The organism is Micromonospora sp. GCM10011542 (assembly GCF_042650685.1).
Lineage (GTDB): Bacteria > Actinomycetota > Actinomycetes > Mycobacteriales > Micromonosporaceae > Micromonospora.
Map to the genome: position 1 here is coordinate 1 of NZ_JBHSBO010000028.1, position 12,956 is coordinate 12,956.

Here is a 12,956-nt window from a genome sequence, read left to right on the forward strand (position 1 = left end):
CGCTAAGCTCCTAACCGTCACCAGCTAAGCCACCGCGTTGCAACGACCCCTCGAATCCGCCCAGTTCGCGTTAACAGGGGGCCCCTGCTTCCGCGCGGAAGGGCGGTCACCAGCCGCGCAGGAAGCGCAGGCCGAGCAGGATGGCGACCACGGCGGGACCGACCAGCAGTGTGATCGCCTGGAGTCGGTACGGCATCCGGTGCCGGGTCAGCTCGACCGCGTTGCCCAGCACGATCGCGCCGGCCAGCATCAGGAACGCACCCCACCAGCCGGCGGGCGGCTCGACCAGGTCCACCCGGACCAGTTGCAGGGTCAACCCGACCAGCGCGCCGGTCAGCGCCAGCAGGGCCACCGCCCGGTGCAGGCCCCGGGCGAGCGGGTGGGCCGCCCGCCACTGGTAGGTGCCGGCCACCGCCAGGCACGGCAGCACGACCAGCGCCGGCCAGCCGCGACCCATCACGCCGAACATCAGCAGCGCGCCCACGGCGAAGACCAGCGTGCCGACGCAGGCGATCACGTAGCCGACGAACGCCCGGCCGCCGCCGCGGGCCAGCAGCGGCCCGCCGCTGGCCGCGATCAGCGCGCCCGGGATCAGGATGAAACCGGCCCACCAGTGGAACCGACCGCTGCCCTGGGCGGCGGTGGCGACCGTGGCACAGGCCAGCCCGGCCACGGCCAGGCTGGTCAGCCAGGGCCGGCTGCTGCGCGAGTACCGCTCAGCCAAGGATGCCTGCTCCGCTTCGACGCTCACACCCACCAGCCTGGCCAACGCCGCCCCGTCCGGTCCATCCGGCCAGCCCTACCGCCGACCGGCGGCTGGCCGGAACGACCGGCCACGCTCCGGCCCGGTTCGGCACCGCGCGCACGGTGTCAGCTCGTCTCGCCGGCCACGCTGAACGAGCGCAGGCGGTCGACGGCCAGCACGGTGAAACCGACGCTGACCAGCGCGGTCATCACCGCCGCCACGGGCACCGAGACGGTGGTCTCGAGCAGCCCGGTGGGGGCGATCCGATCGGCGAGGGCGATCACGTACTGCTGGATGGAGAGCACCTTGGTGCCGCTGACGAAGTTGCCCAGCAGCCCCTCCCAGATCAGCACGTAGACCAGGCCGAGCAGCACCGGCCGCCGGGTGAGCAGGCTGAGCGCCAGGAACAGCGCCGAGTACGCCAGCGCGCCGAGTGCCGCGGCGGCGGCCAGCGCCAGGCCGAGGCGTACCGAATCGGCCAGTACGCCCGCGACGTAGATCGGCACCGCGACGGTGCCCGCGCTGACCCCGGCGGCCACGGCGAGTTTCGGCAGGACGATCTGCCAGCGCGGCAGCGGCTTGGTCAGGATGTGCACCACCGTGCCGTCGTCGATCTCGGCGCCGAGCACCCCGGTGCCGACGATCAGCGCGACCACCGGCAGCACCACGGCCAGCCCGAGGCCGACCAGCACCGGCGGGCCCCACTGACCCGGGTCGACCCCGAGCGAGCGGCAGAGCACGGCCAGCCCGAGCAGCACCATCGGCAGCGGCAGCAGCAGCAGGAACCGGCGCCGGCCGAACAGCCCACGCGCGGTGATCCAGGTAATGGTCGACATGTCAGGCCTCCACCAGGTAGGAGAAGACGCTCTCCAGGGACTCGTCGGACGGCACCAGCTGCCGCACCCGGATACCCCGGGACAGCGCGATGCGGGGCAGCGCCCGGGTGAAGGCGCCGTAGTCGCCGGCGCGCACGGTCAGCCCGGTGCGGTCCAGCTCGACACCGCTCACCGACGGCTCGGCGATCAGCGCCACCGCCAGCCCACGGTCGTCGGTGGAACGCACCGCGAAGACGTGCGGGCGGTTGGTCATCAGCCGGCGAATGGTCCGGAAGTCGCCGGAGGCGGCCAGCCGGCCGGCCACCATCACCTGCACCGTGCCGGAGACCTGCTCGACCTCCTCCAGGATGTGCGAGCTGAACAGGATGGTGCGGCCGTCGTCGCCGAGGGAGTGCAGCAGCTGCATCATGTGCAGCCGCTGGCGCGGGTCCATTCCGTTGAACGGCTCGTCGAGCAGCAGCACCTGCGGGTCGTGCACCAGTGCGGCGGCCACCCGGGCGCGCTGTCGCATGCCCTTGGAGTACGTGCCGATGCGGCGGTCCTGCGCGTCGGCCAGCTCCACCAGGTCGATGGCCCGCCGGGTCGCCGCCGCCGGGTCGGCCAGCCGGTGCAGCTTGGCACTGGCCAGCACGAACTCGTACGCGGTGAGGAAGCCCTGCACCGCCTCGCGTTCGCTGACCAGTCCCAGTCGCCGGTAGACGTCCGGGTTGCGCCAGGTCGGCGCGTCGTCGAGGATCACCGTGCCGCGCGACGGGGCGAGGAACCCGGCCATCATGTGCAGCAGCGTGGTCTTGCCGGCGCCGTTCGGGCCGAGCAGCCCCGTCACGCCCGGCCCCAGGGCCATGCTGATGTCGTTGACAGCGACCACGTTGCCGTACCACCGGGACACTCCGGTCAGGTTCAGCGTGCTCATCAGGAGGCGACCTTCCGGTAGCGGGCCAGCAGGAGGGTGGTCGCGCCGGCGACCAACAGCACCGCGGCCAGGGCGTAGACCGGGCCGAAGCCGCCGATCATCATCTCGCCCGGATCGCCCTCGACCAGCAGGTCGCCGAGCGTCCAGATGCCGACCCCCTGCACCAGCGTGGACGGCGAGGCCAGCCCGGCCAGCTCGTTCGCGGTCTGCGACGGCAGGATGCTCAGCACCCCGACGATCGGGGTGGTCATCAGGAAGACCGCCACCACCCCACCGGCGGCGAAGGCGCGCTTGCCGGTCAGCGAGGCGACCAGCAACCCGATGGAGGCGAAGACCACCGCCCAGAGCCCCGCGTAGAGCAGCCCGGGCAGCAGGTCGAGCAGCTCGTTCCACACCCCGCGCATGCCCTGCTTGGTGGTGAAGGCGGCACCCAGGAACATCAGCAACTGCGGTCCGCCGAGCAGCAGCCAGAGCGCGGTGACCAGCGCCAGCAGCTTGGCCAGCGCGTAGTCAGCGCGCGGCAGCGGCCGGGAGAAGTACAGCGGCAGCACCCCGCTGCGCAGGTCGCGCGAGACCAGCTCGGGTGCGGCCACCGCCACGAAGAAGATGACCAGCCAGCTCATCGAGTCGGCGAACTGGGCGTACGTGGCGACCGGCTCGCCGATCTGGCTGCGTATCGCCGCGAGGGCGACGGCGACAAGGGTGACGATGCCGACCACCAGCCAGGGGAAGATCTTCGCCTTGGCGCTGCGGCCGAAGCCGAACACGGTGCGCAGCGCGTGCAGGTACAGCGCCCCGAAGACGTGCCGGCGGCCCAGCCGGGGGCCGGTGTAGCGCTGGTAGCCGATGTCGTGGATGACACCGGCCGGGGCGGGGCGCGCCGCGGTGGCGGACGACTCAGGCATGGGAGAGCTCCCTCGTGGCGAAGAGTTCGGCCACCCGGTGCCGGCGCTGGTCGAGCCGGTGCAGCGGCAGATCCAGCTCGGCGACGGCGCCGAGGATCAGGTCGTAGGTGCCGTCGTCGGCGAGCGGGACCAGCAGCAACCGGCCGTCCCGGGCCACCGGCAGGTTGAGCGCGGCCAGCCGGGCGGCCAGTTCCTCGGTGCCCTCGCTGACCTCGACGGCGAGCACGTCGGTGGCCGAGGTCATGGCGTCGATGCGGTCGGCGCGCAGCAGCCGACCGCCGTCGATGGCGACCAGCGTGTCGCAGATCCGCTCCACCTCGCCGAGCAGGTGCGAGCAGACCAGCACGGAGATGCCGAACTCGGTGCCGATCCGGTGCACCAGCGCGAGCATTGCGTCCCGGCCCGCCGGGTCGAGGCCGTTTGTTGGTTCGTCCAGCAGGAGCAGGTCGGGGTCGTGCACCAGGGCCTGGGCCAGCTTGACCCGCTGCTTCATGCCGGTGGAGTAGCCGCCGACCGGGCGGTAGCGCTCCTCGTAGAGGCCGACGTGCCGCAGCGCCTCGGAGGCCCGCTCCCGGGCCGCCGTGCGGGGCAGGCCGCTGATCCGGCCGAGGTGGGTGACCAGCTCGGCGGCGGACAGGTCCGGCGGGAGGCAGTCGTGTTCGGGCATGTAGCCGACGCGGGCGCGGACCGCGGCCGGGTCGGTGGTCGGGTCGAGGCCGAGCACGGAGACCTGCCCGCTGGTCGGCGTGAGCAGGCCGAGCAGGATCTTGATCAGCGTGGACTTGCCGGCGCCGTTCGCGCCCACCAGGCCGATGATCCCGGGCTCGACGGCGACGGTCAGGTCAGCCAGCGCGGTGACCCGACCTCCGTACGTCTTGGTGAGCGACTGGGTCGCGATCAGTGTCACGCGCTCAGCGTAGGGAGTCGGCGCCCCGTGTGGACACCGGCGCGCCCCCGGCGCTCCCCTGATCCTTGCCGCGCCGACCCCCTAGGGTCCGCTCCGGGTCGGTCCGCTGAACCGGGGCCGTCGGTCGTGGAGTGGCGCCCTCGACCGATTGGCGGTCGACTGCGAAACTGTGTGCCGATCAGCGAGTGGGGGGTGTGGATGAGCAACGGCTGGGTGCTGCCCGACGAGGCGCTCCGGGACGCACCGGCGTATACGCCGCGTCCAGGCGAGCTCGCCGATCTGGAGCTGTTGCTGACCGGCGCGTACGCCCCGCTGACCGGCTTCATGACACGCGCCGACCTGGTCTCGGTGAGCCGGCGCGGCCAACTGGCCGACGGCACCTCGTGGCAGGTCCCGGTGACCCTTCAGCTGCCGGCCGCGCTGGCCCAGGGCTTCGACCCGCGCGACCCGGCGCGGCGCGCCCTGGTGCTCACCGACGGCGAGGGCGCTCCGGCGGCAGCCCTGGACGTGGCCGACACGTGGCCGGTCCGGGACGGGGTGGCCGGGGTGGGCGGCCGGGTCCGGCGGCTCGGCGACGGCGGGCACGGGCCGTTCCAACGGCTGCGTCGCAGCCCGGAGGAGGTGCGCGCGCTGCTGCCGCCCGGCCGGGTGCTCGGGGTGATCGCCGACCGGCCGCTGCACCGGCCGCAGCTCGCTCAGATCGCCCACGCCGCCCGCACCCTGGCGGCGCACCTGCTGGTCATGATCCCGGTGGGCGAGGGCGGCGTCGGCGGGCTGCCGCCGGAGGCGCTGGTGCGCAGCATCTTCGCCGCCCGGGACCGGATGCCGCCGGCCACCCTGGTCGCGGTGCCGCTGTCGCACCGGCGGGACGAGATCAACGACGCCCTCCTGCGGGCGCGGGTCTCCGCGGCGTACGGGGTCACCCACCTGCTCTCCACCGGGGAGATGCTCTCCGGCGCGGGGCTGCGGGTGCTGGTGCCGCGCGAGCTGGCGTACGACAACCGCGACGGGCAGTGGCGCTGGCGGGAGGACATCCCGCCGCGTAACCGCCGCCTGGCGCTGAGCCAGGCCGAGATCGACGACCTGCTGGACCGGGGCTTCCCGCTGCCGGAGTGGCACACCCCGCCGGCGGTGGCCCGGGAGCTGGCCCGGGTCCGGCCGCCGCGCCGGCACCGTGGCCTGGTGGTCTTCCTGACCGGCCTCTCCGGTTCCGGCAAGTCGACCATCGCCCGGGGGCTGGCGGACGCGCTACGGGAGCAGGGCGACCGGACGATCACCCTGCTCGACGGAGACGTGGTGCGTCGGGAACTCTCCGCCGGGCTGGGCTTCAGCAAGGCCGACCGTGACCTCAACGTCCGGCGGATCGGCTGGGTGGCCGCCGAGATCGCCCGGCACCACGGGGTGGGGATCTGCTGCCCGATCGCTCCGTACGCGACGGCCCGCGCGACCGCCCGGGAGATGGCCCTCGCGGCCGGGGCGGGCTTCCTGCTGGTGCACGTGGCCACCCCGCTGGAGGTCTGTGAGCGGCGGGACCGCAAGGGCCTGTACGCGCGGGCCCGGGCCGGGCTGCTGACCGGCATGACCGGCATCGACGACCCGTACGAGGAGCCGACCGACGCCGATCTGGTGGTGGACACCAGCGACCTGACGGTGGAGGAGGCGGTGCAGTCCGTCCTGCACCACCTGACCGAGACCGGCTGGGTGGAGCCGAAGCTCCAGTCCTGAGTCGTCGCCGTACCCCGTTCCTTCCGCCGCTGCCGGCTACGCGCTAGTGTTCATCTTTGTTGGAACACGTTTGACCGCGTGAGAGTTCGTGGACGCCCGGGGAGGTACGGCGATGCTGGCCCAGCAGCGGCAGGCGGCCATCCTGGAACGCGTCCGGGTGCACGGCGGGGTCCGGGTCACCGAGCTGGCCGCAGAGTTCGGCGTCTCCGACATGACCATCCGGCGCGACCTCGACGCCCTGAACGAGCGCGGCCTGCTGGCCAAGGTGCACGGGGGCGCGACGCCGGCCGGGACGGGCTCCACCGACGAACCCGGCTTCCGCGCCAAGTCGGTGCGCCAACTGGCCGAGAAGGCCGCCATCGCGGACCGGGCGGCGCAGCTGGTCCGGCCGGGCGCGGCGGTCGCGCTCTCCGCCGGCACCACCACCGCCGAGCTGGCCCGTCGGCTGGTGGACGTACCCGGTCTGACCGTGGTGACCAACTCGCTGCCGGTGGCCGAGATCCTGCACGCCGGGGGCCGGCCGGACCAGACGGTGGTGCTCACCGGCGGGGTCCGGACGCCGTCGGACGCGCTGGTCGGCCCGCTGGCCGTCGGCGCCGTCCGCGCGCTGCACCTGGACCTGCTCTTCCTCGGCGTCCACGGGATCAGCGAACGGGCCGGTTTCACCACCCCCAACCTGATGGAGGCGGAGACCGACCGGGCGCTGGTGGCGGCGGCGGACCGGCTGGTGGTGCTGGCCGACCACAGCAAGTGGGACACGGTGGGCATCTCCTCGATCGTCGAGCTGGCCGCGGCGCACGTACTGGTCACCGACGACCGGTTGCCACCTGCCGCGCGCCGGGTACTCGGCGAACACGTGGGCGAATTGATCATGGTGAAGGCGACGGGGGCGGGCCGCACGACGGGCACGCCGACGAGTGAGGGGACGGCGCAGTGAAGCGCACCGCGATCGAACTGGCCGACGGCCGGGAGCTGATCTACTTCGACGAGCGGGACGACGCCGTCCGCGACCAGCCGGACCGGCGGGACCTGCCGCCGCCGCCACCGGCGTCCCAGCTGCGCTACGACCCGCTGACCGACGAGTGGGTGGCGGTCGCCGTGCACCGGCAGACCCGCACCTTCCTGCCGCCGGCGAACGAGTGCCCGCTCGACCCGTCGGAGGGCGACCGGCTGACCGAGATCCCCGCTCCCGACTACGACGTGGTGGTGTTCGAGAACCGGTTCCCGTCGCTCAGCGGGCGGGTGGCCGACGAGCCCGGGGAGATCACCCCGTTCACCCCGGTCCGGCCCGGTCTCGGCCGCTGTGAAGTGGTCTGCTTCACCTCCGACCACAACGCCTCCTTCGCGAGCCTTCCCCCGCGCCGGGTCCGCACGGTGCTGGACGCGCTCGCCGACCGGACCGAGGTGCTCGGTGAGCTGCCCGGCGTGGAGCAGGTGTTCTGCTTCGAGAACCGGGGCGTGGAGATCGGCGTCACGCTGCACCACCCGCACGGCCAGATCTACGCGTACCCCTTCGTGACGCCGCGGACCCGGGCCCTGCTCGCCGCGGCCCGCCGGCACGCCGAGCGGACCGGCGGGGGCAACCTGTACGCGGACGTGCTGGCCGCCGAGCGCGCCACCGGCGACCGGGTGGTGACCGCGAACGAGCACTGGACGGCATTCGTGCCGGCGGCGGCCCGCTGGCCGTTCGAGGTGCACGTGGCGCCGCACCGGGTGGTTCCCGACATCCCGGCGCTCACTGACGCCGAGCGGGACGCCTTCGGGCCGCTCTACCTGGACGTCCTGCGTCGCTTCGACGGGCTGTTCGACATGCCCATGCCCTACATCGCCGCCTGGCACCAGGCGCCGGTGCGGATCGACCGCGAGCTGGGCCACCTGCACCTGCAGGTGTTCAGCATCCGGCGGGCCAAGGACAAGCTGAAGTACCTGGCCGGCTCGGAATCCGGGATGGGCGTCTTCATCAACGACATCTCCCCGGAGCGGGCCGCCGAACTGCTGCGCGCCGCCTGAGCGGGCCTGCCGTCTCCCGGGCCGACGTCGAGCCCGGAACAGGGCGCGGGGGGCCCGGGACAGGGCCCCCCGCAGGGAAGGGACGGCTGGCGGTGCACGACACAGCCGGGAAGGCTGGCTGAGCGGCACGCACGCCGCGAGGCGACCACGGTCACCTCGGTGGACGCGACTGGCATCTCGTCCACCCTGGTCAACGAGGCGCGCCGGGCCGGGTGACGCCGGCGGCGTGTCGACGCCGGACACGCCGGAGCCCGCCGGGATCGCCGGCGGGCTCCAGTGTTACGCGGTCGGGATCAGGCGGCGAGCCTGCGCGCCAGGTTCTCGTCGAGCGCGTTCATGAACTCGTCGGTGGTCAGCCACGGGGCGTCCCGCGAGATGAGCAGCGAGAGGTCCTTGGTCATCTGGCCGCCCTCGACGGTGTCGACGATGACCTGCTCCAGGGTGTTGGCGAACTCGGTGACCGCCGGGGTGCCGTCCAGCTTGCCCCGGTGGGCCAGGCCCCGGGTCCAGGCGTAGATCGACGCGATCGGGTTGGTCGAGGTCTTCTCACCCTTCTGCCACTGCCGGTAGTGCCGGGTGACAGTGCCGTGCGCGGCCTCCGCCTCGACGGTGCGGCCGTCCGGGGAGAGCAGCACCGAGGTCATCAGGCCGAGCGAGCCGAAGCCCTGCGCGACGGTGTCGGACTGCACGTCACCGTCGTAGTTCTTGCAGGCCCAGACGTAGCCGCCCTCCCACTTGAGCGCGGCGGCGACCATGTCGTCGATCAGCCGGTGCTCGTAGGTGATGCCGGCGGCGTCGAACTCGGCCTTGAACTCGTTCTCGAACACCTCGGCGAAGATGTCCTTGAACCGGCCGTCGTACGCCTTGAGGATGGTGTTCTTGGTGGACAGGTAGACCGGGTAGTTGCGGTCCAGCCCGTACCGGAACGAGGCCCGGGCGAAGTCCCGGATCGACTCGTCGTAGTTGTACATGCCCATGGCGATGCCGCCGCCGGGGAAGTTGGCGACCTCCATCTCCATCGGGGCACCGCCGTCGGCCGGGGTGTAGGTGATGGTCACCGTGCCCGGGCCGGGGACGACGAAGTCGGTGGCCTTGTACTGGTCACCGTGGGCGTGCCGGCCGATGATGATCGGCTTGGTCCAGCCGGGGACCAGCCGCGGCACGTTGGACATGATGATCGGCTCGCGGAAGACGACGCCGCCGAGGATGTTGCGGATGGTGCCGTTCGGCGACCGCCACATCTTCTTCAGGCCGAACTCCTCGACCCGGGCCTCGTCCGGGGTGATGGTCGCGCACTTGACGCCGACGCCGTGCTCCTTGATGGCGTTGGCGGCGTCGACGGTGACCTGGTCGTCGGTCTCGTCGCGGTGCTGGATCGACAGGTCGTAGTAGTGCAGGTCGACGTCGAGGTAGGGCAGGATCAGCTGCTCCCGGATCTGCTTCCAGATGATCCGGGTCATCTCGTCGCCGTCGAGCTCCACGACCGGGTTGTTTACCTTGATCTTCGCCATCGGCCGGCGCTCCTCTCGGGGGACACGTGCTCAAGCAGTACGAGCGTACTGGAAACTGGCCGGCAGCCCTCAGCCGGCCTCGGTCGACCGGCGGAACAGGGCTGCACGGCACAGCAGTTCCCTGGCATCATCGCCCGATGCCACTGAGCCGCACCTTCGGGTCTATCACGGTGACCGCTCTGACCGACGGCGAGGGGCCCTTCTTCCAGCCCAGGGCGGAGGCGTTCCCGGAGGCCAGCGCCGCGCACTGGCGGGAAGCCGACCGGCGGGACCCGGCGAGCGTCACCGCCGACGGGCGGTGGTGGCTGCCGTTTCGCAGCTTCGCCCTGCGGTCCGGTGACGGGCCGGTCACCCTGGTCGACGCCAGCATCGGCCCGGCCGACTCCCCGGCCGCGAGCTGGGCGCCGGTGCCCGGCCGGCTGCCGACCGAGCTGGCCGCCGCCGGCATCGACCCGGCCGACGTGCACACCGTCGTGCTCACCCACCTGCACAGCGACCACATCGGCTGGGCGGTCACCGGCACCCCGGGCCGGCCCTACTTCCCCAACGCGAGCTACCTCGTGCAGCGGGCCGAGCTGGACGCGATGGAGACGATCAACCCGGGGCTGCCGGCGGGCCTGGTCGCGCCGTTGCGCGCCGCCGGCCAGCTCCGGGTGGTCGACGGCGAGACGACCCTCTACCCCGGGGTACGACTGCTGCCCACCCCCGGGCACACCGCCGGCCACCAGTCGGTGCTGCTGGAGGCGGCCGACGAGCGCCTGCTGCTCACCGGCGACCTGCTGGTGCACGCCGTCCAACTGGTCGACCCCGAGCTGGCGTACGCCCACGAGGAGGACCCGGAAACGGCCCGCAAGTCCCGGACGGCCCTGCTCCGCACCCTGGCGGCCACCGGCCCCACCCTGCTGGCCACTCCCCACCTGGGCACCCCCTTCACCCCCCTCTGAACCCCCATCCCACGCCCGTGATCACCGGATGCCGGGGTGCCGGGGTGGGGGTGGGTGGGACAGCGGAGGGGCGGGCCGGCGGTTGCCGGCCCGCCCCTCCGGCGGTGGTTCTCAGCTCACATGCTGGCGATGTCGGCCTGCTTGGCGCGGACGGCCTCGGCGGCCTCCTTGAGGCTGGCCAGCTCATCGGCGTCGAGGTCGGTCTCGACGACCCGCTTCACGCCCTCGGCGCCGATCTGGGCCTCGACGCCCAGGTAGACGCCCGCGATGCCGTACTCGCCGTCGACCCAGGCGCAGACGGGCATGACATCGCCGGAGTCCTCGGCGACGGCCTTGGCCATCCGGGCGGCGGCGGCGGACGGGGCGTAGTACGCCGAACCGGTCTTGAGCAGGGCGACCACCTCGGCGCCACCGTTGCGGGTCTTGACGACCAGCTCCTCGATCTGCTCAGCCGGCATCGCCTCGCGCAGCGGCTTGCCGTTGACCGTGCTCTTCGACGGCACCGGCACCATGGTGTCGCCGTGCGAGCCCAGGGTCAGCGTCTTCACCGACGCGACCGGCACCTGCAGCGCCTCGGCGACGAAGTTGGTGAACCGGGCGGTGTCCAGCATGCCGGCCTGGCCGAGTACCCGGTTCTTGGGGAACTGGGTGGCGATCTGGGCCAGCGCGGTCATCTCGTCCAGCGGGTTGGAGACCACGATGACGACGGCGTTGGGGGCGTACTTGGCGACGTTCTCGGCGACCTGCCGCACGATCTTGGCGTTGGTCTCCAGCAGGTCCATCCGGCTCATGCCCGGCTTGCGCGGCAGGCCTGCGGTGATCACCACGACGTCCGAGCCCTCGATGGCCTCGTAGCCCTCGCCGTTCGGGCCGGTGGTCACACCGACGACCTTGGTCTCGAAGCCCTCGATGGGCCGCGACTGGTTGAGGTCCAGGGCGAGACCAGCGGGCTTGCCCTCCACGATGTCGGTGATCACGACGGTGTCGAAGACGTCGTACTCGGCCAGGCGCTGTGCGGTGGTGGAGCCGTAGAAGCCGGCCCCGACGACAGTGACCTTCTTACCCATGGTCGTCCCACTCCCTGATACCAGTCGGTTTTCCGGACCGTATCAGTCATCCTGGCACCGATCAGGCCAGGGGCGGACGGTTACGGCCTCGTCGCGTCAGGAAGGGCCCCTTCACATGCACCAGGCGTTAACAAGGTGCCCTTGCTTACACCTCAGCCGCGCTCGGCGCGCTCGACCACGTTGGTGAGCAGCATCGCCCGCGTCATCGGGCCCACGCCGCCGGGCATCGGGACCAGCCCACCGGCCGTCTCGATCACGCCGGGGTCGACGTCGCCGGTGTAGCGGCCCTTGCCGTCCGGGCCGATCACCCGGGTGATGCCCACGTCGACGACGACCGCACCGGGCCTGATCATGTCGGCGGTGAGCAGGCCGGGCACGCCGGCCGCGACGATCACGATGTCCGCGGCGCGGGTGTGCGACGCCAGGTCGAGCGTGCCGGTGTGGCAGAGGGTCACGGTGGCGTTCTCGCTGCGCCGGGTGAGCAGCAGGCCGAGGGGACGACCGACGGTGTTGCCCCGGCCGACGACGGCGACGGTGGCTCCCCGCAGCGCCACGTCGTGGCGGCGCAGCAGCTCCACGATGCCGCGCGGGGTGCAGGGCAGCGGACCCTCGTAGCCGAGGACGAGGCGACCCAGGTTGACCGGGTGCAGGCCGTCGGCGTCCTTGTCCGGGTCGATCAGCTCCAGCACCCGCTGGGTGTCCAGGTGGGCCGGCAGCGGCAGCTGGACGATGTAGCCGTGGCACGCCGGGTCGGCGTTCAGCTCGGCCAGCACGTCGTCGACCTGCTGCTGGGTGGCGTCGGCCGGCAGCTCCCGGCGGATCGAGGCGATGCCCACCTCGGCGCAGTCCCGGTGCTTGCCGTTGACGTACGCCTGCGAACCCGGGTCCGCCCCGACCAGGACCGTGCCCAGCCCGGGGGTGATGCCGCGTTCCGCCAGTGCCTTGACCCGGATCCGCAGCTCGTCCTTGATCTCCGCCGCGGTTGCCTTGCCGTCCAGAAGCGTCGCCGTCACACCTCAGATCGTCTCACGGCCGCCGCCCGCCGTTCGGACGACCTCACTCCGACCTCGCGGCGGCACCCGGCTCATACCTCCGCCGGTAACGATGTGTGACGTGTCGTTAGTCACTCTCCGTGACAATCTGTGGAATCGGTCACCGGCCAGCCGGGCAGCGGGTCGACATCGGGCACGAAGGCGGCAGGCCGGCACGGGAGGCGCCAGGTGGGATCAAACGGCGCCGGCACCGCCCAAACATCCGGGACAAAACCCCACGTCAAACAGGTTTGAACCGGCTCGCCCTAGCAGAGCGCGGGAGGCCGGGCAAGGGTGGGCTCCCCGGACCGTTACGCACCCGCAACCGGCTCGTTGCCGAAGGACGCTCGACCGACCTACCG

At 72.4% G+C, this 12,956-nt stretch carries 12 protein-coding genes; 4 read left to right on the top strand and 8 right to left on the bottom strand.

Annotated elements, in window-relative coordinates:
* Positions 1 to 106: 106 nt before the first annotated feature.
* From ACFOW4_RS09215 to ACFOW4_RS09235, 5 genes are all read right to left on the bottom strand, one after another.
* Entirely contained in the window at positions 107 to 724 is a 618-nt protein-coding gene (locus ACFOW4_RS09215) for a hypothetical protein (protein ID WP_377526274.1), read from the bottom strand.
* Positions 725 to 870: 146 nt separating this feature from the next.
* Positions 871 to 1,581 carry an ABC transporter permease gene (locus ACFOW4_RS09220; protein WP_377526275.1) on the bottom strand — a complete coding sequence of 237 codons (711 nt, stop codon included), beginning with the start codon at positions 1,579 to 1,581 and terminating at the stop codon, positions 871 to 873.
* A 1-nt stretch (position 1,582) separates the two neighbouring features.
* A complete protein-coding gene (locus ACFOW4_RS09225; protein ID WP_377526277.1) occupies positions 1,583 to 2,494 on the bottom strand; it encodes an ABC transporter ATP-binding protein in 912 nt (303 codons plus the stop codon).
* Entirely contained in the window at positions 2,494 to 3,399 is a 906-nt protein-coding gene (locus ACFOW4_RS09230) for an ABC transporter permease (RefSeq protein WP_377526278.1), read from the bottom strand. The genes ACFOW4_RS09225 and ACFOW4_RS09230 overlap by 1 nt, the downstream gene beginning before the upstream one ends.
* Positions 3,392 to 4,306 carry an ABC transporter ATP-binding protein gene (locus tag ACFOW4_RS09235; protein WP_377526280.1) on the bottom strand — a complete coding sequence of 305 codons (915 nt, stop codon included), beginning with the start codon at positions 4,304 to 4,306 and terminating at the stop codon, positions 3,392 to 3,394. Before ACFOW4_RS09235 ends, ACFOW4_RS09230 begins: the two co-directional genes overlap by 8 nt.
* A 198-nt stretch (positions 4,307 to 4,504) precedes the next feature.
* Here ACFOW4_RS09235 and cysC point away from each other — a divergent pair, with 198 nt between their 5' ends.
* The 3 genes from cysC to galT all read left to right on the top strand — a co-directional run bounded on the left by cysC (position 4,505) and on the right by galT (position 8,041).
* Entirely contained in the window at positions 4,505 to 6,031 is a 1,527-nt protein-coding gene (cysC, locus tag ACFOW4_RS09240) for an adenylyl-sulfate kinase (RefSeq protein WP_377526281.1), read from the top strand.
* 112 nt (positions 6,032 to 6,143) lie between these two features.
* A complete protein-coding gene (locus tag ACFOW4_RS09245; RefSeq protein WP_377526283.1) occupies positions 6,144 to 6,968 on the top strand; it encodes a DeoR/GlpR family DNA-binding transcription regulator in 825 nt (274 codons plus the stop codon).
* Positions 6,965 to 8,041 carry a galactose-1-phosphate uridylyltransferase gene (gene galT, locus ACFOW4_RS09250; RefSeq protein ID WP_377526284.1) on the top strand — a complete coding sequence of 359 codons (1,077 nt, stop codon included), beginning with the start codon at positions 6,965 to 6,967 and terminating at the stop codon, positions 8,039 to 8,041. The genes ACFOW4_RS09245 and galT overlap by 4 nt, the downstream gene beginning before the upstream one ends.
* Before the next feature lie 293 nt (positions 8,042 to 8,334).
* Here galT and ACFOW4_RS09255 read toward each other — a convergent pair whose 3' ends face one another.
* On the bottom strand, positions 8,335 to 9,552 hold the full coding sequence (locus ACFOW4_RS09255; protein ID WP_377526286.1) for an NADP-dependent isocitrate dehydrogenase: 1,218 nt from the start codon (positions 9,550 to 9,552) through the stop codon (positions 8,335 to 8,337).
* A gap of 137 nt (positions 9,553 to 9,689) precedes the next feature.
* Between ACFOW4_RS09255 and ACFOW4_RS09260 the strand changes: the two genes are divergently transcribed.
* Positions 9,690 to 10,496: an MBL fold metallo-hydrolase gene (locus tag ACFOW4_RS09260; RefSeq protein ID WP_377526287.1), complete on the top strand. Its 807-nt coding sequence runs from the start codon at positions 9,690 to 9,692 to the stop codon at positions 10,494 to 10,496.
* A 116-nt stretch (positions 10,497 to 10,612) separates the two neighbouring features.
* Here the strand turns inward: ACFOW4_RS09260 and mdh are convergent, their stop codons facing one another.
* The gene (mdh, locus tag ACFOW4_RS09265) at positions 10,613 to 11,563 is read right to left on the bottom strand and encodes a malate dehydrogenase (protein WP_377526289.1); all 951 of its coding nucleotides are present in this window, start codon (positions 11,561 to 11,563) and stop codon (positions 10,613 to 10,615) included.
* 152 nt (positions 11,564 to 11,715) lie between these two features.
* Positions 11,716 to 12,576: a bifunctional methylenetetrahydrofolate dehydrogenase/methenyltetrahydrofolate cyclohydrolase gene (locus ACFOW4_RS09270; protein ID WP_377526290.1), complete on the bottom strand. Its 861-nt coding sequence runs from the start codon at positions 12,574 to 12,576 to the stop codon at positions 11,716 to 11,718.
* Positions 12,577 to 12,956 lie beyond the last annotated feature (380 nt).